Origin of the sequence: Asaia bogorensis, assembly GCF_900465345.1 — a bacterium.
GTDB lineage: Bacteria > Pseudomonadota > Alphaproteobacteria > Acetobacterales > Acetobacteraceae > Asaia > Asaia bogorensis_A.
Window position 1 is genome coordinate 1 of sequence record NZ_UEGO01000035.1, and the last position, 23,713, is coordinate 23,713.

21 protein-coding genes are annotated in these 23,713 nt (G+C 60.6%); 11 read left to right on the forward strand and 10 right to left on the reverse strand.

Features of this window, described 5'->3' with window-relative positions; all coding sequences use genetic code 11:
- Window positions 1-188: 188 nt before the first annotated feature.
- On the forward strand, window positions 189-902 hold the full coding sequence (locus ED655_RS13365) for a M23 family metallopeptidase (RefSeq protein WP_240993669.1): 714 nt from the start codon (window positions 189-191) through the stop codon (window positions 900-902).
- A gap of 51 nt (window positions 903-953) precedes the next feature.
- On the opposite strand, the gene ED655_RS13370 is transcribed toward ED655_RS13365, so the two are convergent.
- Window positions 954-1,241 carry a DUF1330 domain-containing protein gene (locus tag ED655_RS13370; protein WP_122050593.1) on the reverse strand — a complete coding sequence of 96 codons (288 nt, stop codon included), beginning with the start codon at window positions 1,239-1,241 and terminating at the stop codon, window positions 954-956.
- The gene (nth, locus tag ED655_RS13375) at window positions 1,238-1,906 is read right to left on the reverse strand and encodes an endonuclease III (RefSeq protein WP_122050662.1); all 669 of its coding nucleotides are present in this window, start codon (window positions 1,904-1,906) and stop codon (window positions 1,238-1,240) included. Before nth ends, ED655_RS13370 begins: the two co-directional genes overlap by 4 nt.
- Window positions 1,907-2,048: 142 nt before the next feature.
- On the opposite strand from nth, the gene ED655_RS13380 reads away from it, so the two are divergent.
- Window positions 2,049-3,863, forward strand: a complete 1,815-nt coding sequence (locus ED655_RS13380) for an ABC transporter ATP-binding protein (protein ID WP_240993670.1) — start codon at window positions 2,049-2,051, stop codon at window positions 3,861-3,863.
- 93 nt (window positions 3,864-3,956) lie between these two features.
- Window positions 3,957-4,724, forward strand: a complete 768-nt coding sequence (locus ED655_RS13385) for a LysE family translocator (RefSeq protein ID WP_240993671.1) — start codon at window positions 3,957-3,959, stop codon at window positions 4,722-4,724.
- On the opposite strand, the gene ED655_RS13390 is transcribed toward ED655_RS13385, so the two are convergent.
- The 4 genes from ED655_RS13390 to ED655_RS13405 form a co-directional block, all read right to left on the reverse strand.
- A complete protein-coding gene (locus tag ED655_RS13390; RefSeq protein ID WP_122050594.1) occupies window positions 4,707-5,423 on the reverse strand; it encodes a hypothetical protein in 717 nt (238 codons plus the stop codon). The two genes, ED655_RS13385 and ED655_RS13390, sit on opposite strands and share 18 nt — an antisense overlap.
- Window positions 5,424-5,444: 21 nt before the next feature.
- Window positions 5,445-6,068 carry an RdgB/HAM1 family non-canonical purine NTP pyrophosphatase gene (gene rdgB, locus ED655_RS13395; RefSeq protein WP_122050665.1) on the reverse strand — a complete coding sequence of 208 codons (624 nt, stop codon included), beginning with the start codon at window positions 6,066-6,068 and terminating at the stop codon, window positions 5,445-5,447.
- 20 nt (window positions 6,069-6,088) lie between these two features.
- Window positions 6,089-6,850: a ribonuclease PH gene (rph, locus tag ED655_RS13400; RefSeq protein ID WP_122050595.1), complete on the reverse strand. Its 762-nt coding sequence runs from the start codon at window positions 6,848-6,850 to the stop codon at window positions 6,089-6,091.
- A gap of 224 nt (window positions 6,851-7,074) precedes the next feature.
- Window positions 7,075-7,863 (reverse strand): MOSC domain-containing protein, encoded by a 789-nt coding sequence (locus ED655_RS13405; protein WP_122050596.1) that lies wholly within the window; start codon window positions 7,861-7,863, stop codon window positions 7,075-7,077.
- Between the two features lie 102 nt (window positions 7,864-7,965).
- Between ED655_RS13405 and hrcA the strand changes: the two genes are divergently transcribed.
- Together hrcA and ED655_RS13415 are read left to right on the forward strand one after the other, a co-directional pair.
- Window positions 7,966-9,012, forward strand: a complete 1,047-nt coding sequence (gene hrcA / locus ED655_RS13410) for a heat-inducible transcriptional repressor HrcA (protein WP_240993672.1) — start codon at window positions 7,966-7,968, stop codon at window positions 9,010-9,012.
- A 114-nt stretch (window positions 9,013-9,126) separates the two neighbouring features.
- Window positions 9,127-9,357 (forward strand): (2Fe-2S)-binding protein, encoded by a 231-nt coding sequence (locus tag ED655_RS13415; RefSeq protein ID WP_023979378.1) that lies wholly within the window; start codon window positions 9,127-9,129, stop codon window positions 9,355-9,357.
- Between the two features lie 177 nt (window positions 9,358-9,534).
- Here ED655_RS13415 and bfr read toward each other — a convergent pair whose 3' ends face one another.
- Both bfr and ED655_RS13425 read right to left on the reverse strand, forming a co-directional pair.
- Window positions 9,535-10,026 (reverse strand): bacterioferritin, encoded by a 492-nt coding sequence (gene bfr, locus ED655_RS13420; RefSeq protein WP_023979379.1) that lies wholly within the window; start codon window positions 10,024-10,026, stop codon window positions 9,535-9,537.
- 344 nt (window positions 10,027-10,370) lie between these two features.
- Window positions 10,371-12,209, reverse strand: coding sequence for a DEAD/DEAH box helicase (locus tag ED655_RS13425; protein ID WP_122050597.1), 1,839 nt, complete (start codon window positions 12,207-12,209; stop codon window positions 10,371-10,373).
- Between the two features lie 253 nt (window positions 12,210-12,462).
- Between ED655_RS13425 and ED655_RS13430 the strand changes: the two genes are divergently transcribed.
- Both ED655_RS13430 and ED655_RS13435 read left to right on the forward strand, forming a co-directional pair.
- Window positions 12,463-14,625 carry an FUSC family protein gene (locus ED655_RS13430; RefSeq protein ID WP_162993532.1) on the forward strand — a complete coding sequence of 721 codons (2,163 nt, stop codon included), beginning with the start codon at window positions 12,463-12,465 and terminating at the stop codon, window positions 14,623-14,625.
- Between the two features lie 174 nt (window positions 14,626-14,799).
- The gene (locus ED655_RS13435) at window positions 14,800-15,759 is read left to right on the forward strand and encodes a sugar phosphate isomerase/epimerase family protein (protein ID WP_122050599.1); all 960 of its coding nucleotides are present in this window, start codon (window positions 14,800-14,802) and stop codon (window positions 15,757-15,759) included.
- A 63-nt stretch (window positions 15,760-15,822) separates the two neighbouring features.
- On the opposite strand, the gene ED655_RS13440 is transcribed toward ED655_RS13435, so the two are convergent.
- Window positions 15,823-16,470, reverse strand: a complete 648-nt coding sequence (locus tag ED655_RS13440; RefSeq protein WP_023979383.1) for a class I SAM-dependent methyltransferase — start codon at window positions 16,468-16,470, stop codon at window positions 15,823-15,825.
- A gap of 156 nt (window positions 16,471-16,626) precedes the next feature.
- Complete coding sequence (locus ED655_RS13445) at window positions 16,627-17,253, reverse strand: hypothetical protein (protein ID WP_122050600.1); 627 nt, start codon at window positions 17,251-17,253, stop codon at window positions 16,627-16,629.
- A gap of 110 nt (window positions 17,254-17,363) precedes the next feature.
- Here ED655_RS13445 and dapF point away from each other — a divergent pair, with 110 nt between their 5' ends.
- From dapF to ED655_RS13465, 4 genes are all read left to right on the forward strand, one after another.
- On the forward strand, window positions 17,364-18,164 hold the full coding sequence (gene dapF, locus ED655_RS13450; protein ID WP_122050601.1) for a diaminopimelate epimerase: 801 nt from the start codon (window positions 17,364-17,366) through the stop codon (window positions 18,162-18,164).
- On the forward strand, window positions 18,161-19,405 hold the full coding sequence (mtaB, locus tag ED655_RS13455) for a tRNA (N(6)-L-threonylcarbamoyladenosine(37)-C(2))-methylthiotransferase MtaB (RefSeq protein WP_122050602.1): 1,245 nt from the start codon (window positions 18,161-18,163) through the stop codon (window positions 19,403-19,405). The genes dapF and mtaB overlap by 4 nt, the downstream gene beginning before the upstream one ends.
- A 1-nt stretch (window position 19,406) precedes the next feature.
- On the forward strand, window positions 19,407-20,354 hold the full coding sequence (gene ftsY, locus ED655_RS13460; RefSeq protein ID WP_122050603.1) for a signal recognition particle-docking protein FtsY: 948 nt from the start codon (window positions 19,407-19,409) through the stop codon (window positions 20,352-20,354).
- 559 nt (window positions 20,355-20,913) lie between these two features.
- Complete coding sequence (locus ED655_RS13465; protein WP_408735685.1) at window positions 20,914-23,643, forward strand: TonB-dependent receptor domain-containing protein; 2,730 nt, start codon at window positions 20,914-20,916, stop codon at window positions 23,641-23,643.
- Window positions 23,644-23,713 lie beyond the last annotated feature (70 nt).

Genomic DNA, 23,713 nt, shown 5'->3' on the forward strand with positions numbered 1-23,713 from the left:
CGTGAACGCACGCCCTTCGTCCAGCTTCTCACATTATGTCATGCACAAAACCATGGTTTACCTCCCGGGTCGCGTTGGACCAGAGGCATTACGCTGAACCATTGCGATATCGTATTGTATAGGGCTAGCCTGCTCATCCGGTCCCAGAATGACTGCCTGTTTTTGACTGGAAAGGGAGAGAGACCTGTATGAGCGAGAGAGGCATCATGGCCACGTTGAATGGTCTTGGCATGATAATGGTCGGGTTGCTGATCGGCTTGTCGAACGGGCGCGCCGCACCGGTAGATAAAATGCAACCCGATGCCTGGCATCAGCAGTTACAGGCGATGGGCCTCCCACCCGGGTTGGGGGAGAAAGCATCGCCTGCAAGTCCAATCCATCAGGTGACGCTTGCGCCACTCTTCCACGAGCCATTCGCCTGCACGGAGCATCCTGTGGGGCAGCTCTTCGGTACGGGTGATGCGCTTGGAACTGATTGCATGATCGTAGGGGGGGCGGCTGACGCCACGCACGGCTATAACAAGCTCTATCGCGGGCTCGGAGAAAAGAATGAGGACTGGTATGGCTGGCACAAGACCGTGCATGCGCCTTTCGACTCAATCGTGACCTATATCCACATGAATCCGGTGACCAATAGTCCGGGCGAAATGGGTAAACCCCCAGCCAGCGTCATCATGTTCACCAGAGCAGATGGCATGAACGTGATCTATGCCCATATTGGCGATATCAGGGTAAAGAAGGGCGATCATGTAAAAGCGGGCGATGTCGTGGCGCTTGACAGCAATAACGGGTTCGCGCGCAACCCCCATGTTCATGTTGGTGCCTACAAGGGTACCGAGCCGTTCCAGATCCGATGGGATCTGAAGGCAATGGGGGCCATTCCGGCGCTGAGCGGAAATTAGACTCTCTCAGGCTGTCAGAATGCAGCCTGAAAGCCTTGCACCGCGTGGGTGTTATACGCCCTCAACCAGGGTGGCGCGATACCTTGCTCCGGCAAAGCGATGCTCGCGCACCTTGCGATAGGCATCGCCATCATACCAGGCCAGCGCCGATGCCTTGTCGGGGAATTCCACAATGACTATGCCCTCGGGCTCATCACCCTCGAGAGATTTCTGTGCGCCATAAGCCACGATCGGCTTGATGGGATGACCTTCGAATGTCTCGGCAACGAGAGAGAAATAAGTGTCGAGCTCGTTCTGGTCGAGCGTCTCTTCGCGGGTAAAGACGATATAGGTGCTCATGCAGTCTCTCCTTTGTTTCTGATGCCATTTCTGATCTGGTTCTTGAGCGGGAAAAGGCAAGGCGTGTAGGCAACACAGACTCCGCATTCGGGGCTGCGTGCCTTGCACACATAACGCCCATGCAGGATCAGCCAGTGATGTGAGGGGCGCAGCATGTCAGGCGGGATGCGTTTGATCAGCCCTTCTTCAACGGCGCGTGTCGTCTTGCCAGGCGCCAGACCGGTACGGTTGCCAAGCCGGAAGATATGCGTGTCCACGGCCATGGCGCTCTCGCCAAACATCACGTTCAGCACCACGCTCGCGGTCTTGCGCCCGACGCCTGCCAAAGCCTCCAGCGCGGCCCGATCCGAGGGGACCGCCCCGCCATGCAGGGCGAGAAGCTGCTCGGATAGCCTGAGCACGTTCTTCGCCTTCGCACGCCACAGTCCGATGGTGCGGATATGTGCAGCGATGCCTTCTTCGCCCAGCGCTACCATGGCCTCTGCATCCGGTGCGTCACGGAACAGGCCGATCGTGACCTTGTTGACCGATTTATCCGTCGCCTGCGCCGAGAGCACAACGGCCACGAGAAGCGAAAAGGCGTCGGTGTAGACCAGCTCGCTTTCGGCATCGGGCATGGATTCGGCCAGAGCGGTGATGAACTGGCGGGCCTGAACACGAGTCATGGGTCTTTTGGCCGAGGGAAGAGACATCAGAACCATTTCATCATGTTGCATAAGGGCGATCGACACCCCACAATAAGCGCTTCCCGCACCAGACTTCCAGTATGCCCGCCCGGTCGATCGTCAGGCGGAGGAGCTTTCTTTCGTGTCCGACACCGACCAGACTACCCGCCAGAAACGTGATATCGCCTTTGTCGATATCGTGCGCTTTGTCATGCGCCGATGGCTTGAGCATCCGGCCTTCCTGACACGCACCGTACTGGGTATTGCGCTCGCCACCATCGCCGATGTGGCGACGCCGGTCCTGTCGGGCCGATTGGTAACCGATATCTCCAGCCATACCGGCGGTGCCCCTCACGACGCCGCTCAAATGGCCTTGCGCAATGATGCGCTGTTCATGGTGGGTGGGCTGATCGCGCTTGGGTTGGTGGGGCTTCTCGGGCGGCGCTCCTCCTATCTAGGCATCACCCATCTCAGCCTTGCCATCATGCAGCGCGCCCTGTCCCAGGGCTTTGCGCGCGTACAGCGCTTTTCGACCGACTGGCATGCCAATAATTTTGCAGGGTCCACCGTACGCAAACTGACCCGCGGCATGTGGGCCATCGACACACTCGACGACACCTTGCTGCTGCTGATCGCCCCGGAGGTGCTGGTATTGACCGGCACCACGCTTGTTCTGGCATGGCACTCTCCGTTCATGGGGGCCGTGCTGGCACTTTCTGTTGTGCTGTTCACCTGGCTCTCCGTGGTGCTGACACTGCGCTACGTGGCGCCATCGGCGCGTGCGGCCAATCGCTGGGATACGAAAGTGGGCGCGGCCATCGCGGATGCTGTGACCTGCAATGCCGTGGTCAAGGCTTTCGGCGCCGAACATCGCGAGGAACGCCGGCTGGACCGCGTGTTGCGCGCCTGGAGCGGGCGTACAGCGCGGACCTGGATCAGGGGGACCAACAGCGCCAATCTGCAGGGCTTTGCCTCGCTGGTCATGCGTATGCTTCTGGTGGCGTTGATCGTCTGGCAATGGTGGCAAGGCAAGGCCGGACCCGGCGATGTGGCCTATGTGCTGACCATGGTGTTTCTGGTGCAGGGCTATCTGCGTGATCTGGGTCAGCAGGTCAGCCAGGTCCAGCGCTCTGTCAACGAGATGGAAGAACTGGTCGCGATTTTTGATGAGGCACCGGGCGTGCAGGACCGCAAGGGGGCCGAAAAGGCGGCTTTCACCCAAGGGCACGTGCGTTTCGAGGATGTGACATTCCAGTATCCCGGGCAGGACACGCCGCTCTATCGCGATCTTGATGTCTCGATTGCACCCGGTTCGCGTGTTGCCCTTGTCGGGCCAAGCGGGTCGGGCAAGACGACCTTCACCAAGCTCATTCAGCGCTTGTATGACACCAGTGCGGGCAGGGTGCTGATTGATGGCGTCGATGTGCGCGATGTCACGCAGGACTCATTGCGGGCCCATATCGCGATTGTTCCACAGGAGCCGATGCTGTTCCATCGCTCGCTTGCGGAAAATATTGCCTATGCCCGGCCGGGGGCGACGCAGGCCGAAATCGAGCATGCCGCGCAACTGGCCAATGCCAGCGCCTTTATCGAACGCCTGCCGGAAGGCTATGCCACGCTGGTCGGTGAGCGTGGGGTCAAGCTGTCTGGCGGTGAGCGTCAGCGCGTGGCAATTGCCCGCGCGTTTCTGGCTGATGCGCCACTGCTGATTTTTGATGAGGCAACGTCCAGCCTCGATTCCGAGTCCGAAGTGCTGGTGCAGGACGCCATGCATCGCCTGATGGCCGGCCGCACGGTGATTGTGGTGGCGCATCGGTTGTCTACGGTCATGGAACTGGACCGTATCCTCGTCTTCAGCAAGGGCACATTGAAGGAAGATGGCTCCCATGCGGAGCTGGTGCGGCGCGAAGGGGGTATCTATCGACGGCTCTTCGAGCTTCAGTCGCTCGAAGGGTAAAGGGATCGCGGCTGTTTTGGAGCCTGGATCCGTCAGATCGCACGGATAGGAGCCCCCGCTCTGTATGGGGGCGTCTCTGCTGCCTGAAGGGTCATGCCGGCTTCCGGATGTGCACGGGCAGGCGAGGCAGGGCTGTTCGATTGCTGCAAGGTGATCTTTGCGCTTGGTGACCGCGTGTTATCGGCTATCTTTGCTGCTCGCACAGTTCTTCAGCGTGAAATGGTACCTTGGATGACCCTGCAAACCTGGTGGCTTTTCGTTGTCACGGTGTTTTTCATTTCGGCGACACCAGGGCCGAACATGATGCATGCGCTTGGGCGTAGTGTTCAGGTGGGGTTCCGCCGCAGCACTGCCGCCATGGCGGGGTGTGTCACTGCGCTGCTGCTGGCCCTGGTTTTGTCCGTCATGGGTATAGGCGCGATACTGGTCGCCATGCCCCGGCTGTTCGACGTCATTCGCTATGCCGGTGCAGCTTACCTTGTCTATCTCGGTATCAAGGCATGGCGCGCCAGCGATATGTCCGAATCACCCGGGGCGGGTATCGGGCAGTTGCAGCGTGTCAGTGTCTGGATGCTGTATCGCACAGGGTTTCTTGTCGGTATCAGCAATCCCAAATTGCTGCTTTTTGCGGCCGCATTCTTTCCGCAATTCATCGACCATCATCAACCGGTTCTGCCCCAGTTCGGCATACTGGTCGCGACCTATCTGGTCTCTGACGGATTATGGCTTACCCTGTATGGGCTGGGTGGAAGGTCGCTTTCACGCTTCCTGATGCGTCGGCCGGTCAGGCGGGCGTTCAACCGCCTGACCGGTGTTGTCTTCGTGGTATTCGGGATTGTGGTCTTACGAGCGAAGGCCTGATTGCGCGGCGCCATGGTGGACGCTCAGGCCAGTGAGCGTGATCTCGACCTCATCAGGCGTGGTGCCAATATCGTTCACGACATGCGCCCCTGTTCTGAACATCACCGGGATACCCGTGGCCTTGGGAAACAGGCGGAATTCGCTTGCCGTGCCATTTGTCCCCACCATGACTGTTCCGTCAGGGCGGGTATGCACCACGATATGAGTCGTATGCGTATCATCCATTGTTCCGAGAACGACGCCGTTTTCCGGGATGTTTTCGACCTGACCATGAAGCACCAGACGATCGCCATCAACGAGAATACGCAGGATCGGTGCGGCATCCTCATCCGTGGTCAGTTCCGCGAGCACCACATTGCCGCGCTTGGGAAAGCGATCAATATGGAGTGTTGCGTCGAGCAAGGCCTCGGCATCACGGACACGCCAGGGGCGGGATTCCGAGAATTCCGTCCGGGGCTGGCGCGCATGATAGGCAGTTGGCTTGCGCGCCGGGCTGGTCAGGGCAATTCCGTCGGGCGTCAGGCGATAGGGAGATTCTGCCTTGGCCTGTCCCAGTGCACTGGCGGGCAGGACCGACATGCTGAAGGCTCTTGTCTCACGCAGGTCAAAGCCGGTTGGATCGAAAATGGGCGCCGCATGGGCTGCCGCCACGAAGGAGGCAAGGGCGCAGGCCGGAAAAAGGAACAAGCCTTTCTTCATGACGGGTACTCCTTTTGGAATTCAGTCGCCATCGGGCGCAACGCAGGTCTCCAGAAACCGGGCCAACGCACGACCTCTATGGCTGGTCGCGTTCTTTTCTTCCGCCGAGAGTTCGGCAAAACTGCGGCAATCACCTTCGGGGATGAAAATCGGGTCGTAACCATGGCCCTGCGCGCCGCGTGGCGGCCAGCAGACCGCTCCCTCGCAACGACCTTCCGCAAAGCGCGTCACACCATCCGGCCAGGCAACGCAGAGCACAGCCACGAAGGAGGCTGAGCGATCGGACGCCCCGTTCATTTCGTCATGAACGCGCTGCATGGCCACCTGCATGTCACCACCCGGGCCGGCCCAGCGGGCTGAATAGACGCCGGGACGCCCTTGAAGGGCACTGACGCAGAACCCGGAATCATCAGACAGGGCAGGCATCCCCGTCGCGCGCGCTGCAGCCAGTGCCTTGATGGCGGCATTGCCCTCGAAACTGTCAGCCGTCTCTTCCGGCTCGGGCAGGGAGAGCTCCGCCGCCGAGACGATCTCGATGCCGCTATCGGCCAGCAGAACCCGGAATTCAGCCAGCTTGCCCTTGTTGTGGCTGGCGAGCACAACGCGCTCGCCCCGCCTGAGAACCCGCTGGCCGGGCGCGGTCATGTCGGCTGGCGCCGCGCTGCTCACGCCGTTTTTCCGTTTGCAGCGCTGCTGTTTGTCACGCTCTCAAGCGCCTCGCGCTGGGCAACGAACAGGCGCGACGTGCCCAGCTTCGCAAGCGTCATCAGCGACGCGAATTCGCTTTCGCTGAACGGTGCGTCTTCTGCCGTGCCCTGAATTTCGACAATGCCGCCTTCGCTGGTCAGAACGAAATTCGTATCGGCCTGGGCTGAGCTGTCTTCGATGTAATCGAGATCGAGCACAGCGCCGGCATCGGTCAGACCGCAAGAGACCGCAGCCACCTGCGCACGCAGGGGCGAGCGCTTGAGCACGCCAGCCTTGATCTGCTTGTCGAGAGCAATGGCAAGGGCCACCCAGGCGCCTGTGATGGCGGCGCAGCGCGTGCCACCATCGGCGTTGAGCACGTCGCAATCGAGCGTGATGGTCATCTCACCCAAAGCACGCAAATCCACACAGGCGCGCAAAGCGCGGCCGATAAGGCGCTGGATTTCCTGCGTGCGGCCCGACTGCTTGCCCTTGGCCGCTTCACGGTTGCCACGGGTATGCGTCGCGCGCGGCAGCATGCCGTATTCCGCGGTAATCCAGCCCTGGCCCTGACCACGCAGGAAAGGCGGCACGCGGTTTTCGATCGAGGCTGCACAAAGAACCTCGGTGCCACCCACGCGGATCAGCACGGAGCCCTCGGCATGGCGGGCAAAACCCGGCTCGATGGAGACGACGCGGTTCTCGTCGGCCTTGCGGCCTGAAGGGCGGGTGCTGGACATGGAGCGTTTTCCTCGTTTCAAGCGCAGAGATGCGGTCGGGTGCAGCTTTAGCGCCTGGGGCCCTGAATGACAAAGCCGAATGACAAGTCGGAATCATGCGGGTCAGCCCCGTCCGGGACCCTGCCGTTACCGCCATCGCTCAAGGCATTGCGCAAGGCACGCGCCCCACGATGAAGGTCAGGCGGTTGCATAATCGGACACGGCGTCGTGCCTGGCCGACCCGCTCAGCCGATCAGTTCAACCGCATCGCCAAGGCGGATGGTCCCTGCGTGGCGGATGACCGCATTCTGGCCGAACATGACTCCACCGGGACGGTGGCGAAACCCGGTCATGGTCTTGAGTGGCTCGCGCGGAACAGGAATCGTCCCGCTCTCCTGATCGATGGTGGTGACGATGCAGCGGCTGCAGGGTTTGACCAGGTCGAGTTCAACTGTACCGATCCGGATGGAGCGCCATTCATCCTCAGCCCAGGGCTGATCGGTCTCGATGACGATATTGGGCCTGAAACGCTCCATCGGCACGGGCTGATCGAGACGGGCGTTGAGGTCCTCGAGTGACGCCGTGTTGGTAACAAGCAGGGGAAACCCGTCTGCAAAGCTCACACTGCCAAACTCGGTTGGTCTGGCATGGGCCGGGTCGGCCATATGCACGAGCCTGCACGTCGTGCCGAGAATAGCGCTCAGCCATGCCGCTGCCTCGTCTCCGGCATCCCGTGCCGCAATGGCATGATCTTTCCAGACGCTCACTGTCATTGCGGGTGCCTGAGGGGCAGGCGGATCGATCCTCAGCGCCGAGCCGTCGCTAACGGTCAGGTGAAGTGTCTCACCGTTTAACGCCGTCAGGATGCGTGCCATGGCCGGATGCTGGCGCTGCGTCATGAAGCGGCCGTCTGGCGCGACCACGAGCCAGCGTCGGTCGCCACGCGGCCCCCAGGGGTCGAGTTCGAGTGCCGTCATATCAACCCGGTGCAGGCTTTTGACAGGATGGATATATAAGGCTGCAACGCGGGTCATCGGCACGACTCCGAAGCGGATGGACAGGACACGTCGTGACAGGTCTAGTCGCTCGGGACGGTGACAGGAAGTCAGCTGGCGCGTTGGGAAAAGGGGCAGGGCATGATCGATCTCTCAAACCTGCCGGGTGGCATGGATGCCCGGTCGGCGAATGTGCTGCGCGAGATTGTCGAACAGTACATGGAGACGGGTGATCCCGTGGCCAGCAAGACGCTTGCCCAGCGCCTGACGCCCTCGCTCTCTCCCGCGACCATACGCAATGTCATGGCGGAGCTGACCCAGGCCGGATTGCTGTTCAGCCCCCATGTCTCGGCGGGTCGCCTGCCCACCGAGAAAGGCGTGCGACTATTCGTGGATGGCCTGTTGCAGTTCGGCGCGCTCGATGAACTGGAGCGCGCCCAGATTGCCGGGCGTCTGGCGCTCAAGGGGCGATCCATGCAGGAGACGCTGGCTGAGGCTTCTTCCATGCTTTCAGGGCTTTCGGCAGCAGCCGGTCTGGTTCTGGCCCCCAAGGGCGATGGCGCCCTCAAGCATATAGAATTTGTCGCGCTTGGTCCGGGCAAGGCTCTGGTGATCCTTGTGGCCGCTGATGGTCAGGTCGAGAACCGCGTGATTGAAACGCCACCGGGTCTGCCGCCATCAGCCCTTGTCGAGGCAGGCAATTATCTTAACTCCCTGCTTGGCGATGTGACACTGAGTGCCTTGCGCCAGCGCGTCTTGGAGAATTTGCAGCAGAACCGCTCTGATCTGGATGTGCTGGCGACCAGCGTGATCGAGAGCGGCCTTGCGATGTGGGATGAGCAGCATGGCACGCTCTATCTGCGCGGGCAGGGCAATCTGCTGACCGACATCACCGAAATCGAGAAACTCACGACCATCCAGATGCTCTTTGAGCGGCTGGAGGCGCAGGAAACGATGCTGCGCCTGCTTCAGCTGGCGCAGGAATCGGACGGTGTACGGATCTATATCGGTGCCGAGAGCGGGTTTTTTGGCATGTCGGGCGTATCGATGGTCGTGGCACCGGCGCGCAACGAGACGAATCGCATTGTCGGTGCCATCGGGGTGATTGGCCCGACACGGCTCAATTACGGGCGGATCGTGCCTGTGGTGGATTACACGGCCCGTGTGATCGGTCGCCTCCTGAGCTGAACCGGCAGGGTCTGACACTGCTATGACATGTTTTTTAAGAATCACTCGCAATTTATCATTGAGAATTATTCTCAAACGCTGTTAGGGTCGCGCCGTTCTGAAGTGGAATGGCTGATGATCGTCTGTTCGTGTAACGCCCTGACCAATCATGATATCGCTGATGCCGTAAACAGAGGGGCCTCGCGCGCGCGCGAGGTCTATGCCTCCAAGGGGTGCAAGGCCCAGTGCGGCAATTGCGTGCCCGGCGTGGTATGTGCCCTGCGTAGCCTGCTGCGCGAAAGGAACGAAGCCGCGATGGCCTTCAACACAGTCGATCAGGGTGCAGGCAACGCCGCTTACGCCTGAGTGAGGGCGCCCGCACCGGGCCATGGTGACGTACCGTCATGTCGGCAGGCTTGCTGATCTGCCCATAGGGGCCGGACATCCGACCGGCCATGAAAAAACCCGCCAGCCTACGCTGACGGGTTTTTTGTTTTCGGGGTCCTGCGCGGGCAAGCCCGGGGCAGGATGTCCGGTTCTGTCTTACTCGGCGGTCTGGTCGGGAGCCGGCGAGGAGTTCAGCGTGATGTAGCGCTGGATACCGACCTGCTTGATCAGATCGAACTGACGGTCGATGAAATCCTCATGCTCTTCCTCGTTCGCGAGGATACGGATCAGCAGATCGCGTGACACGTAATCGCGCACGCTTTCGCAATAGGCGATGCCTTCGCGCAGATCGGCCAGCGCCTTTTCTTCCAGCTTGAGATCGCAGGCGAGGATTTCCTCAACGCTCTCACCCACCAGGATCTGGTTCAGACGCTGCACGTTCGGCAGGCCACCCAGATACAGGATGCGCTCGATCAGCCAGTCGGCATGACGCATCTCTTCGATGGATTCGTCATATTCCTTCTTGCCCAGCTTGGTGACGCCCCAGTGATTCAGGGTGCGGGCATGAAGGAAATACTGGTTGATGGCCGTCAGCTCATTGGTGAGCTGGATGTTCAGATGCTCGATAACCTTCGGATCTTTAAGCATGGTTGGCTCCTTTTTCTGTCCTGCACGCAGAAGGGGCGCATGGCCACTCCCCGCAGGCTGTGTGACGCTGTTCAAGCATGGAAAAGAAGCGGGTGCAATAGAAATAACGTTGTTCAGTATTGAAGTATCGAAGTTGAGAATGACTCTCTCTATTGGTGTGGAGTCAGTAAATGTTGTTGCAATTTAATTGCAACAACGAAGTTACCTCAAATCATGGGTGCAAAATCAGGCCCCTGAACGCAAAACACCCCGCACAAGGCGGGGTGCAGCGGGACAGAATCCCGTCAGATCGCGAGAGCCGTCGCCCGGTGGCACAACCGCCCGGACGAACGCTTCTTATCCGATCAATAGCGCTTGCGCGACGAGCCCTTGCCGTTGCCGACCGAGTTGCCCTTGCGGAATGAAGGGCGGTCGCCGCGATCACCCCTGTCACCACCACGCTCACCTCTGTCGCCACCGCGATCGCCGCCACGGTCACCACCGCGGAAGCCACCCTTGCCACGGGGAGCAAAGCCACCCTCACGCGGGCGGCGCGGGCCGCGCGGCGGGGCAGAAGGGCCAGTCGGGGCGGAAGCCGGCTCGATCTTGGCTTCATCCGCATCGGCACCGGCAACGCAGGAGCGGAAACGCTCGGCGCTGTCAGGGGCAATCTCGAAGAGTGTGTGATCCGTGTCGATATGGATCGCACCGATCTCGCTCTTGGTCACACCACCCAGGCGGCAGATGAGGGGGACAAGCCATTTCGGGTCGGCACGTTCGGTACGACCAATGGCGAGGCTGAACCACTCACCGCCCATACGGTCCACCCGGCCTGTGAACTCGCGGGGTGCACGATCGTCGCGCATGCCACGGGCAGGGGCGTCGACGCTGACCGGACGGATCGACTCGACGCTCGGCAGGCGGCTCTTGTACAGGCGCACGAGGGCCGTTGCGAGCTGATGCGCGTCATGTGCATTTGCCAGCTGCGATGCCAGGGCATCTTCATTGGCCTGCGACGGCGCGAAAAGCGTCTCGTCTTCCATCAGGCGCTTGGCGTCCTGCTCAAGGATGGCATCGGCCGAAGGGACGCTTTCCCACTCGGCATTGCTGATCTTGGCAAAGGAGAGCAGGCGCTCAGCCTTGCGACGCTGGCTGACAGGCACCATGACCACGCAGGTGCCCTTGCGGCCTGCACGGCCCGTACGGCCCGAACGGTGCAGCAATGTTGCTGCCTCGCTCGGCATATTGGCATGGATCACGAGTGAAAGTGCCGGAATGTCGATGCCACGTGCGGCCACGTCGGTTGCCACGCAAACGCGTGCCACACCCGAACGCAGGGCTTCGATGGCGCGCGAACGCTCGTTCTGGCCCATTTCGCCGGAGATGGCGACCGAGGCAAAGCCACGCTCGACCAGCGCTGCCTGCACCTGCGCGACCATGGCGCGGGTGTTGCAGAACAGCATGGCGGTCGGGCTCTCGTAATAACGCAGCACATTGACGACACCGCGACCAATGTCATTCGGCGCTGTCAGCACGCATTTATACGTGATATCATCATGCTGCTTGGACGTGGAGACCGTGTTGATGCGCTCGGCGTTTTTCTGGAAGCGGCGCGCCAGATTGGCGATTTCCTTGGCAATGGTCGCCGAGAAAAGCAGCGTGCGGCGTTCGACCGGCGCGGCATCCAGAAGTTGCTCCAGCTCGTCGCGAAAGCCCAGATCGAGCATCTCGTCGGCTTCGTCCAGCACGACCACGCGCAGATCGGACAGGTTCAGGGCACCGCGCGACAGATGATCGCACAGGCGGCCCGGCGTCCCCACAACGATATGGGCACCGTTTGACAGGTTGCGGGCTTCGCGACGGGCATCCGTGCCGCCAATGCAGCTGACGATACGCGCACCGGTCTCGGCATAAAGCCACTGAAGTTCGGTCTGCACCTGCAGGGCCAGTTCGCGCGTTGGTGCAACCACCAGAGCAAGCGGGCTGTTGGCAGGCGGAAGGCGCTCACTGCCCTCGGGAATGAGGGTCGGGGCAAAGGCGAGACCGAAAGCAACCGTCTTGCCCGATCCTGTCTGTGCGGAAACGAGGAGATCCCGTGTCTCAAGGCCTGGCTGCAGAACGGCTTCCTGCACGGCGGTCGGTGTTTCATAACCGCGTGCCGCCAGAGCGCGGCTTAGAGACGGTACGGTATCGGGAAAGGGCATGCGGTTCGGACTCAATCAGGATCGTGCGAAGAGAGAACGCCGAGACAGGAATGCGCTGTTCGAGCATGGCTCGCGGCGTAAGGAAGGCGGTCAATAAAGAATATGCGAGCTGAAATCTAGGATTAAACGGCACCCGTGCTGAAAACGCTTCTGCGGGAACCTGACTCGGCACACTCCCAATATATGGGACATGCGCGCCAAATTGAAGCGATTGCTGCCACACAAACCGTTAAATTCGGGTAAGACGCCACGCATGATCGTCGCGTTCTTCTCCCGTCAAAAGGGTGCGTTTCTGAGTCTGCACGCGCAGCAATGGCCTTTGAAATGGCTTTTTGCCCCCAGCGGCAATGCGTTCGAATTCGCCTTGCGCAACACTATCGCCTCGCTCGTCGCGCTCGGAATCGCGTTCTGGATGGAACTGGGCGAACCGCAATGGGCCGCCATGACCGTATGGATCACGGCGCAGGGCTCACGTGGCGAGAGCCTCTCCAAGGGTCGGTGGCGTCTGGTCGGCACCGTGCTGGGCATGGCAGGCGCGGTGGGGCTGGTTTCGGCGTTTCCCCAGGCTCCGTGGCTGTTCATTCCTGCGCTGGCACTCTGGGCCGGGCTCTGCACGGGGCTGGCGACGCTGTGCCAGAATTTCCGCGCCTATGCCTTTGTGCTGGCGGCCTATACCTGCGCCATTATTGCAACCGGCGCCCTGAACGCGCCCGATCATGTGTTTGAAATCGCCATGGCGCGCGGCACCTATATTTTTCTGGGTGTCGTGTGCGAGATGGTGGCGGGGCTGGTCTTTTCGGCGTCTCTGGCGGTCAAGGCCAGACGTACCATGCGCGGCTGGCTGATCGAGGCCATAGGGGCCGCCTCAAAGGTCATCGGTGATGTGCTTGATGGCGCCCCGCCGCCCGAGGCGGCGATACGTGCCGTGTTCAGCCGAACACTCAGTCTTAACGAGCAACTCGAATTTACCGTGGTTGAGGTTGGGCGCAGTGACCATGCAATCGCCTGTGCCTATGCCACGATCGGCATCCTGTCGCGACTCGTCTCGCGTGCATTGGGGATGCAGGCGCGACTTTCCACACAGCTTGTCCTTTCCGAACGCGCCAGAGCGGGGCTGGCCGAGGTGGCGCGTTTTGTCCGCAACGTACCGGCAAGGCTGGACGATGCTGACACGCTTCTGGCGCTGCGTCGGGATCTCGAGGCGCTCGCTGCGCGCTGCGACATCCTGCATGACGAAGCTGGCGCGACCGATCATCCGGGAGAAGGGTTCAACCCCGATGACGCGATCATCCTTCAGGGTATGCGCCTGATTCTGGAGGAATATCGCACGCTGCTGATCTATTTCGAGGCCCGTCCGACCGAAGCCACGACTCCTGCGCGGTATCGGCTGCGACGCGTGCTGCATTTTCATGCGGCATTCCATAACGCCATGCGCTCTGCCGCTGCCATCTGTCTGGCCGGACTGGTATGGGAGGTCACGGCCTGGCCACAGGGGGCAGCGTTTATCTCGTTCATCGCTGTGGTGGTGGGGCGGTTTGCCACCACCGATAATACCGTGCTCGTCAGCAACCGCTTTTTCTACGGTGCCTGTCTCGCCGCTCTGGCTTCCATCCTGCCGGTATTCTTCCTTATTCCCACCGGGACGGGGTTCGAGGCCCTGATCGTAGCTCTGGCCCCTTTGATGTTCATCGGTGGGCTTGCGGCACGCAACCCAGCCACTGCCACCGCGGCGGGGTCATATAATACCTTCCTGCCCGCGCTGATTGGTCTCGATAACCATATGCGCATGAATGAGCTTACCTGGTTCAATGCCACGATCGCCCTGCTGCTCGGGCTTGGGGCAGGGGTGCTTGTGTTCCGTTGTATCCTGCCATTCAATATCTATCAGGTATGTGCCCTGTTGCGACGACGTGCCCTGCATGGATTGCAGCGTATCTGTGCGACGCCGCGGTTTCTGCCGGCCGAGAATCGCTGGATCGGGCTCATTACCCAAGGCATGGAACGTGTCATCCGTTATGCAGGCGCCTCGCTCACGCCGTTCATGGAGCTCAACCTGCATGGTCTGCTCTCCACCATGACCCTTGGGCGTAACCTGCTTTTCCTGCGTGGTGTTGCGGCGCGATCTGCACTTCCTGCGGCACTGCGCGACATTCTTACGCAGTTCTTTACTGGGCTCGGTCCCCATTGGCTTCGTGGCCCCGGTGTCGAGGCGGCCGTGTTCACGTCGCGGATAGAAAGCGCCATCAGCGCTATTCACCAGCATGCGGCATCGGCGGACGACACGGAATGTCCGGCTTATGCCGAGGTGCTCGGGAGCTTGCTCGTGGTGCGGCACGAATGGCAGGGCAATCAGGACTGGCTGAATGACCGGCACTTCAGGCGCTGCCTGCAACTGGCCCGTGCGACCGGGCAGTAATCTGCGCCACAGGACCGGATTGCCCGGAGGGCATTAGATGGAATGTTAGTCGATCACAGCCAAATGATCATTTCATAACGAATATATGTTCCGATTCGGGTGTAAGAAGAGAATATAAATTCTCTCATGCGGGCCATTCCACCAGTCCCGTCACACTGAAAGGGTCGTCACGCCATGAAGATCGGTTTCGTTTCCGACAGTCTCGGCAAACTTTCTTTCGAAGCCATGCTGGATCAGGCCGTTGCGCTCGGCGTGTCGGGCGTGGAGGTCAATACAGGCGGGTGGTCACCGGCGCCGCATGTCGATCTCATGGAACTCAGGCAAAGCGCCGAAGCGCGTCGGCGTTTTCTGCGTGCTTTCGAGCAGCGCGATCTCGAAATCATCGCCCTGAACGTCAACGGCAACCCTCTCCACCCGGTGGATACGCGTCAGGGTCAGGATCTTGAGGAGACGATCCGGCTGGCGGGTGATCTTGGTATCGGCACGATCTGTACCATGTCGGGCCTGCCGGAAGGGCAGGAGGGGGACCGTTTGCCCAACTGGGTGGTGAGTTCATGGCCGCCCGAAGGCCAGGTCGCCAAGGAATGGCAGTTGCGCGAGCGTTTGCTGCCCTATTGGGAACGTATCCTGCGTATGGCGCCTGATCACGGTATCACGCGCATTGCGCTCGAACTGCATGGCGGACAATGGGCCTATAACGTTCCCAATTTCCTGCGCCTGCGCGAAGCGCTCGACCCGATGATCGGGGCCAATCTCGACCCGTCACACATGTTCTGGATGGGGGCGGACCCGATCGCCGCTATCGATGCGCTGGGTGACGCCATTTTCCATGTCCACGCCAAGGATGCCGGTTTCAATGAGGCGAGGCGGGGGGTGACATCGAATCTCGAAAACGGCCCGCTGGGTCTGCCCTCTGCACGTGCCTGGTCGTATCTCACGCTTGGCTACGGCCATGACACGCTATGGTGGCGTCAATTCTGCTATCGCCTGCGCATGGTGGGCTATGATGGCTGGCTGTCCATCGAGCATGAGGATCCATTGCTCGATGCAGTGGAAGGGCTCGAGAAATCAGTCACCCTTCTGCGTGAGGTCATGCCAGTAGCCCTTGGCGGCTTTGATCAGATGGATATCTGAACGCCGCCTATTTTCCGGGCCTACCCGAAGGCCGGCCTCTGACATGAAGTCGAACGCAGCCGATCAGGCCGCGAGTTTCTTGCGGCCAATCACGGCATGGACGGTATCATTCCACGCCGTAAGGTCCTCGGGGGGCACGACCTCTCCGGTGTCCAGATCACCAAAACCTGCCTTGTCGAGCAAGAGCGTGACAAGACGGGTGCGGTCGGCGGGCTCAAGAGCCTGCCACAGGGCCACGGCTTTCTGCGCGATGAAATTGTCGGAGAAGGTAATGATGAATGGCGCGCCGGGTCGCAGTACGCGGTTGACCTCCTCCAGCACGGCCAGCGGATTTGTCAGATAGGCAAACCCGTCGCACAGACACACGGCATCGAGCGTATCGTCAGGCAGGTCGAGTGCCGGTGTTTCGTTCAGATCCTGCTCGATCCGTCGTGTCAGGGCGATATTGGCCTCAAGGGCCTTGCCGTTCACATCCAGCCCAAGCACAGTTTCAAGTTGCGCCTCCGCAGGGAGGTGACTCATCGTCCCGGCCATGAGGTCGAGTATGACACCCGTGGCAGGAAGCGCGGTCTGGTAAAGGGCCGTGACCGCGGTGCGGGCGCCCGCATCCATCTGCGTTGAATCGCCACGACCAGCATAGAAACTGCGGTCGGGGTCGTTATTGGCGCGGGTGAAGGCTGCCGGGTGCAGCCCTGACGGGGTATCAGTCATCGGACCAGTCCTGCCTGTCTCTGCTCTGGCGTGCTCGCGGCATTGCGAGAACCCGCGCAGGGATGACGCCATGAAAAGCACACGTCAAGACAGGCACATGTCAAGACAGACAGCCTCTTTACGCGCGCTTCCCGCTCAGGCGATGTAAGGCCGGGTTCAGAGCGCTGCGCCGTGCCACTCAAACGGACCATCGGAAATCCCGGCAATGCGGGCGTGACGGTCCACCGGTATGGCCTGCTGGCGCAGGAGCGGCTGCAGCGCCTCACTCACTTCGCGATAGGGCGCACGGGATGGGGGCGCCGTGAGGATGACATCAAACAGCCCAAGCTTGCGATAGTCATTGAGGCGCTGCGCGACTTCCTGCGCGGTGCCAACAAGCGCCGAGGCTGCCACCTGCGAGGGGAGCCCCTGATCAATCAGGGTTTCGGTTTCGTCCCATGCCTCTTCCGTGCTGTCCTTGAGCACGATGTCCAGTGCCACAACGGAGCGGGCCGGGTGGTCGACAATCTGCGATGGAAGGCAGTGCTCATAGAGCGTCATGGTCTCAGCCACGCTGCCATCGGGCCTTAGCCGTTCAATGCCACCAGGGCCCTGGCGCAGCAGATTATGCTGCGCGGCATGACCATGCATCCAGTCGATCATGTCATCACGAACGAGCAGGCTGCATCCGGTGGGCAGTTGTGTCAGGCAGTTTTCAAGCGCCTCCCGGCTCATATCAAGGCACGACCAGATAAGGCGGATATGGCGTGCAGTGGCGGGGGTGTCGTAGGAGGCGATGAACATGGGTCGGTTATCCTGCATCGCAACGGGCGATGCGTCGGCTTTGAAAATTTACGTCAAGAAACCGGAGGTTTCCCGTGCCGTGGCGGCCCGGACCCACTATAACTGCCCATATGATGATCCGGTTCCATAAGATGCAGGGCCTCGGCAATGACTTCGTCATTATCGACAGGCGCCGCGAGCGTTTCGACGCCACATTACATACCATGTCCAGGCTCTGTGACCGTCGCTTTGGCGTCGGGTGTGACCAGCTTGTGCTGCTCGATGCGCCAGATCGCGATGGAGCCGATATCCGGGTGCGTTTCTACAATCCTGATGGATCCGAAGCAGGGGCGTGCGGCAATGCCTCACGCTGTGTCGCTGCTCTTATTGGCAATGCGCCGGTATTGCAGACAAGCGCGGGATTGCTGCCGAGTTTCATTACGCCCGAGGGCGAAATCGGGGTGGATATGGGTGTGCCCGCGCTGGATTGGCAGCGTGTCCCCCTGTCGCAGGCGATGGATACCGTCGAACTGCCCCTGCCGGGCAGCCCTGCGGCCTGCTCGATGGGTAATCCGCATGCGACCTTCTTTGACGGGATGGACCGTGCGGACCGCGAGGGCGCCGCGCTGGAGCGCGATGCGCTCTTTCCGGAACGCGCCAATATCGGCTGCGCCGAGATCGTCTCCCGTGATTTCATTCGGCTGCGCGTGTGGGAGCGTGGCGCCGGACTGACACTGGCCTGCGGGTCCGGAGCCTGTGCTGCCGTGGTCAATGGTGTGCGTCGCGGCCTTCTGGACCGGGAGTGCCAGGTGGAAATGGACGGCGGTGCGCTGCGTATCCATTGGCGCGAGGCAGACGGTCATGTCCTCATGATCGGCCCGGCGACCCATGTTTTCGAGGGGCTTTATCCGCTCGGGACGCATGACGGATGAGCGATGCCCGTCTTCTGACCTTCGGCTGCCGCCTCAACCTGCATGAAAGCGAGCGTATGCAGGCCCTGACCGGCCATTTGCCGGATGTCGTGGTGGTCAATACCTGCGCGGTGACGACAAGTGCTGAACGTCAGGCGCGTCAGGCTATCAGACGTGCCCATCGTGATGACCCCGGCAAGCGTATTGTGGTGACAGGCTGTGCGGCCCAGATCGCCCCGCAGGACTGGGCCAGCCTGCCCGGCGTGTCGCACGTAATGGGCAATACCGAAAAGCTCGAGGCCGCCAGCTGGTCGGAAACCGCGCTTAAGCAGCAGGGGGCTGTTGCTGACATCATGCAGGTTACACCCGCTCCCGCTTCCCCCGTGGTCGAAACGGGCGGGCATGTGCGTGCCCTGCTTCAGGTGCAGCAGGGCTGCGACCATCGCTGCACATTCTGCATCATCCCGTATGGGCGCGGCCGCTCGCGTTCGGTGCCCACCCGGGATGTGATCGCCCGCGCCCGGGCGCTGGTCGAGGCGGGCCATCATGAAATTGTTCTGACGGGTGTCGATATCGCCTCCTGGGGGCGGGATCTCGATGGCACGCATGCACTGGGCACGCTTTGCCGTGACGTGCTGTCAGCCGTGCCGGAACTGCCCCGACTGCGCCTGTCCTCGCTCGATCCGGCCTCGGTCGATGCCGATCTGTGGTATCTGCTGGCTGAGGAGCCCCGCTTTCTGCCGCATCTGCATCTCTCGCTACAGGCAGCGAGCGATATGGTGCTCAAGCGCATGAAGCGTCGCCATTCGGTGCAGGATGCTGCCGATCTGATCACGCGGGCGCGGCGCCTGCGCCCCGATATCGCGATCGGGGCCGATCTGATTGCCGGATTCCCGACAGAAACCGAGGCTCAGGCGCAGGAGACGCTCGATTTTGTCGTGCGTCATGAACTGCCCTATCTGCACGTCTTTCCCTATAGCGAGCGCCCAGGCACACCGGCGGCCCGTATGCCCAGCGTCCCTAATGCAAAACGTCAGGCGCGTGCGGCGGCCCTGCGTGAGGCAGGCGAGGCCAATCGGCAGGCCTATTGGCGCGGTATGATGGGGCGCCCTCTCGATGTCCTGATGGAGGGTGCAACCAGGGGCCACTCGGCCCATTTCGTGCCGGTGCGTCTGTCGCGTGGGCAGGCAGTTCGTGGCACACGCCTCACCCTTGTCGCCCGAACCCTTGACGAAGCAGGGCTGGTAGCAGAGATCAACTGACATGGCCGGATTTTTCTCACGTCTGAAACAGGGGCTGACGCGCTCGACGCAGAAGCTGAATGCTGCTCTCACCCATCGCTATCTCGACGAGACAGCGCTGGAGGAACTCGAGGACGAGCTGATTGCAGCCGATCTCGGCCCCGCAGTGGCCGGGCGTGTGATCGAGGAGTTCCGCACGTCGCGTTTTGGTCGCAATGTCACGACCGAGGAAATTCAGGAGGCTCTGGCCACCGAAATCGCCCGCGTGCTCGAACCTGTGGCCCAGCCCTTCGAGCTCAAGACCGAGCACAAGCCGCATGTCGTGCTCGTGGTGGGCGTCAATGGCGTGGGCAAGACCACGACCATCGGCAAGATGGCCAAATGGTTCCGGGATCAGGGACGCTCGGTCATGATGGTGGCGGGTGACACTTTCCGTGCCGCTGCTGTCGAGCAGTTGCAGGTCTGGGGTGAGCGTACCGGCGCGCCTGTCATTGCGGGCAAGCCGGGTGGGGATGCCGCAGGTCTCGCCTATGAAGGCATCAAGCAGGCGCGTGAATCAGGAACCGACCTGCTGTTCGTCGACACGGCAGGGCGTCTGCACAACAAGGGCGCGCTGATGGAAGAGCTCGCCAAGATCATCCGCGTCATGAAGAAGTTCGACGAAACCGCCCCTCATTCAGTGTTGCTGGTGCTCGATGCCACGACCGGACAGAATGCAATGGAGCAGGTGCGTGTTTTCCGTGAACTCGTGAATGTAACGGGTCTGATCGTGACCAAGCTCGATGGCTCCGCACGGGGTGGTATCGTTGTCGCACTGGCTGACGCCTTCAAACTTCCAGTGCATCTGGTGGGCGTGGGTGAGCAGGTCGAGGATCTGCGTCCCTTTTCGGCACAGGAATATGCGCGCGGTCTCGTGGGCGGGAGCGGTGCCGATCTGACCAGCCATCTGATCGACGAAGCTCAGGATTGAGCCAGTAATCTGGCTTGTCCATGCGTGGCTTGTGATGGCTACGCGACCGACACCATTCCGGCATGGCTTTTCATAGGTGAGGGTCTGTATCGGCCATCACGAGCCTGAGCAGGCGCCTGTCGTGCAACACTGACAGCCGTGCCGTCTCGCACCTGACATAGCCGGATTCCGGGGGCAGGGGCACTGCCGCTCCGAAGGCGATTCACGCCTCATGCCTGATGTCGTCCTCATGCCGAAATGAGCGCCTCGGATGATCTTTTTTGCGAGGCTTTCCTCCAAAACGTGTCATTTTCGCAACGAAAAACTGGATGCCAATAAGCCGATTAACGATCGGATAACGAAATGAGGCTGATTCAATTTATTTTTAAAGTTCGACACAAAGAAGAAATATTTCGTCGCACGCGCCAGCTCCTCGTTATGACAGCGTTACGTTTCAGATGAATTACGTTACGTGTGGAGCGTGTGACCTATGGCGTTGAGCCTGCGCAGATCTTTCCTTTTGACGTTTACGGCAGTGGCCGGACTATCCACCTCGGCAGCCATGGCGGCCACTGTGCCGATGGATGCAACCGCCACCAAGAAAAAGACCCTGGTCAAGACCAAACAGGCCACGCCCAAATCAGAAACGATCATGGTAACGGGATCGTATCTGCGCAGCTCGAACAACAGCTCGGCCAACCCCGTTCAGATCGTGACTGCCAAACAGATCCAGCAGACTTCGGCTGTTTCGCTGGGTGACTATCTCCAGCGCCTCCCCTCGGTCGGTTCGTCGGGCACGCCCAACCAGCAGACCAATGGCGGTGGTGGTGTGAGCTGCACCGATATCCGCAATTTCGGCTCCAAGCGAGTGCTCATCCTGATTGACGGCAAGCGCACGGCAATTAACGCGGCCACATCCTGCGTCGATCTGAACACGATCCCCATCGAGGAAATCGCCAGCGTCGAAATGCTCAAGGATGGCGGCTCCGAGCTTTACGGTGCGGATGCCGTCTCCGGCGTGATCAACATCAAGCTGCGTCATGACGTCACCAAGGCGACCATCACCATGCGTGGCGGGATCTCGCAATACGGCGATGCCAAGACGGGCCTGCTTTCCGCCATGAAGGGTTTCAACTTCGATCACGGCAAGGGCAACGTCACCCTTTTTGGCCAGTATAATACATCTGGCGGCATCATGAGCCAGGACCGTGCCTGGGCGGCCAACCCGCAGCAGAGCAACCCGGTGACCGGCACACCGCTCTATGGCTCCTCCATCATTCCGGCTGGCCGTGTGACCGACCCGCGCACAGGAACCAATCTGGTCTCGAATGGGGATGGCACTTTTCATCGCTACAGCAATGCCGACCGGTATAATTTTGCCAAAGACACGATGGTGCAGAATTATAACCAGAATTCAGCCCTGTCCGGCGATGCCCATTACGATGTGGACAGCCATTTCAAGCCCTATGCCAATGTGCGGTACAGCCATACGACAACGGCACGGCAGATGGCTGCAGCCCCGGTTTCCGGTGGTATCAAGCCGTCTCCGCTGCTGTCGTCCTGGACCATCCCGGCAGGGAGCCCCTATAATATCTGGGGACGTGACGCGATCATGTCGCGTCGTATGAATGATCTCGGTCCGCGCAAGATGGATTACGCGACCGACACCTGGACCGTTATCGGTGGTGCCAAGGGCAAGATCTGGCGTGGCTGGGAATATGATGCGTCCATGACATACGGCCAGAGCCGCTGGACCGCCAACACGCAGAACATGGGCAATTATCGTCATCTGCTGCAGATGACCGGTGTGCGTCAGCTCGACCCCACCAATCCGGGCAGCAAGATTGTGTATGACCCGACCGTCTGCACCAGCCAGCCAGGCTGCGTCCTGTCCAATCCGCTTGCGCCGCTTTCACCCGAGGCTGCCGCCTATGGCAAGTTCACACAGCACGATCATGCTGAATATCAGCTGCGCGATTTCAACCTGCGCATCAATAACAGCAGCGTCGTCAAGATGCCCTACGAGCATGGCGGCAATGTCGGTATCGCCTTTGGCATGGAGCATCGCAGCGAGCAGCTGAGCAGCGCGCCCGACCCGATCGTTGTGAGCGGTGATTCCACGGGCAATGCCTCAAGCTATAGCGGCGGTGGATTCAATGTGAACGAAGTCTATGCCGAAGGTCAGATCCCGCTGCTTCAGAACGCCTTTCTTGCCAAGGATCTGACCATTGACGGTCAGGGCCGCTGGTCAGACTACAATACCTTCGGATCGACCAAGAACTGGAAGGTCTCGATCAACTGGGCCCCGGTGCGCGATATCCGTTTCCGTGCGACGCTCGGAACGTCTTACCGTCAGCCCAACGTCTATGAGCTCTATGGCGGTCAGAGCCTCGGCTACCCGTCAGCTTACGATCCCTGCAGTGCCGTTTCCAGTTACGGCGTACAGGCCGCCGCTGTTCAGGCCCGTTGCGCAAGCGAAGGGATCAATACGGCGACTTTCGTTCCGCAGAACACGGGGCAGGTTCCGACGGTTTCCGGCGGCAACGCCAAGCTGCAGCCTGAGAGTGGTCGTACCTATACGGTCGGCACGGTTGTCACGCCGCGCTGGGTACCGGGTCTCTCTGCCTCGGTCACGTATTGGCATTATTCGCTCAACAACACGATCAGCACGCTGGGCACGCAGTATATTCTCGACCAGTGCTATACCGGTGCAGATACCAGCAATTGCGGCGCTATCGCTGCGCGCTCTTCCTCGCAGCAGCTGACTTCGGTCAACGCATTCTATCAGAATCTGGGCGGAATCCGCACCAGCGGCATTGATTTCGATCTCGACTATCATGTGCGTCTGACGCCCCATGACAGCCTCACCGTGTCGAACAACATGCAGCAGCTTGTCAGCTACCTGCAGCAGAACGTACCCAATGGTAAGTGGTACAACTACACTGGCCGTCTGTTCTATGCCGGTGGAAGCGGCCAGCCACGCGTAAGCGATTATGCCCAGGCGACCTGGCAGCATGACGATTTCAGCTTCACCTACATGATGCGCTATATCGGCGGCATGGTGTGGAATAACGGTGTGACCGATCTGACGGCCAAGACAGCCGGACAGTACAAGACCCCCGGTATCTTCACACATGACATCACGCTGGGCTATCGCCTCAACCGCTGGAACTTCCAGGCGGGCGTCAGCAACCTGCTCGACAAGAAGCCGCCCTTCGTCATGGATGCGGCCACCAACACCAATATCTATCAGTATGGCAGCCTCATTGTCGGCCGCTATGCCTTCCTGCAGGCTGGCGTCAGCTTCTGATCTGGCCTTGTCACCGGGCGGGCCATGCCTGAGTCATGGCCTGACCGAGCAGGCTTAGAGACCTGTATTC

Bases quoted from the DNA above. Each gene is read 5' to 3' on its own strand.
- ED655_RS13365 (WP_240993669.1), top strand. From the start codon at position 189: ATGAGCGAGAGAGGCATCATGGCCACGTTGAATGGTCTTGGCATGATA.
- ED655_RS13370 (WP_122050593.1), bottom strand. From the start codon at position 1,241: ATGAGCACCTATATCGTCTTTACCCGCGAAGAGACGCTCGACCAGAAC.
- nth (WP_122050662.1), bottom strand. From the start codon at position 1,906: ATGACTCGTGTTCAGGCCCGCCAGTTCATCACCGCTCTGGCCGAATCC.
- ED655_RS13385 (WP_240993671.1), top strand. From the start codon at position 3,957: ATGCCGGCTTCCGGATGTGCACGGGCAGGCGAGGCAGGGCTGTTCGAT.
- ED655_RS13390 (WP_122050594.1), bottom strand. From the start codon at position 5,423: ATGAAGAAAGGCTTGTTCCTTTTTCCGGCCTGCGCCCTTGCCTCCTTC.
- rdgB (WP_122050665.1), bottom strand. From the start codon at position 6,068: ATGACCGCGCCCGGCCAGCGGGTTCTCAGGCGGGGCGAGCGCGTTGTG.
- rph (WP_122050595.1), bottom strand. From the start codon at position 6,850: ATGTCCAGCACCCGCCCTTCAGGCCGCAAGGCCGACGAGAACCGCGTC.
- ED655_RS13405 (WP_122050596.1), bottom strand. From the start codon at position 7,863: ATGACCCGCGTTGCAGCCTTATATATCCATCCTGTCAAAAGCCTGCAC.
- hrcA (WP_240993672.1), top strand. From the start codon at position 7,966: ATGATCGATCTCTCAAACCTGCCGGGTGGCATGGATGCCCGGTCGGCG.
- ED655_RS13415 (WP_023979378.1), top strand. From the start codon at position 9,127: ATGATCGTCTGTTCGTGTAACGCCCTGACCAATCATGATATCGCTGAT.
- bfr (WP_023979379.1), bottom strand. From the start codon at position 10,026: ATGCTTAAAGATCCGAAGGTTATCGAGCATCTGAACATCCAGCTCACC.
- ED655_RS13425 (WP_122050597.1), bottom strand. From the start codon at position 12,209: ATGCCCTTTCCCGATACCGTACCGTCTCTAAGCCGCGCTCTGGCGGCA.
- ED655_RS13430 (WP_162993532.1), top strand. From the start codon at position 12,463: ATGATCGTCGCGTTCTTCTCCCGTCAAAAGGGTGCGTTTCTGAGTCTG.
- ED655_RS13435 (WP_122050599.1), top strand. From the start codon at position 14,800: ATGAAGATCGGTTTCGTTTCCGACAGTCTCGGCAAACTTTCTTTCGAA.
- ED655_RS13440 (WP_023979383.1), bottom strand. From the start codon at position 16,470: ATGACTGATACCCCGTCAGGGCTGCACCCGGCAGCCTTCACCCGCGCC.
- ED655_RS13445 (WP_122050600.1), bottom strand. From the start codon at position 17,253: ATGTTCATCGCCTCCTACGACACCCCCGCCACTGCACGCCATATCCGC.
- dapF (WP_122050601.1), top strand. From the start codon at position 17,364: ATGATGATCCGGTTCCATAAGATGCAGGGCCTCGGCAATGACTTCGTC.
- mtaB (WP_122050602.1), top strand. From the start codon at position 18,161: ATGAGCGATGCCCGTCTTCTGACCTTCGGCTGCCGCCTCAACCTGCAT.
- ftsY (WP_122050603.1), top strand. From the start codon at position 19,407: ATGGCCGGATTTTTCTCACGTCTGAAACAGGGGCTGACGCGCTCGACG.
- ED655_RS13465 (WP_408735685.1), top strand. From the start codon at position 20,914: ATGGATGCAACCGCCACCAAGAAAAAGACCCTGGTCAAGACCAAACAG.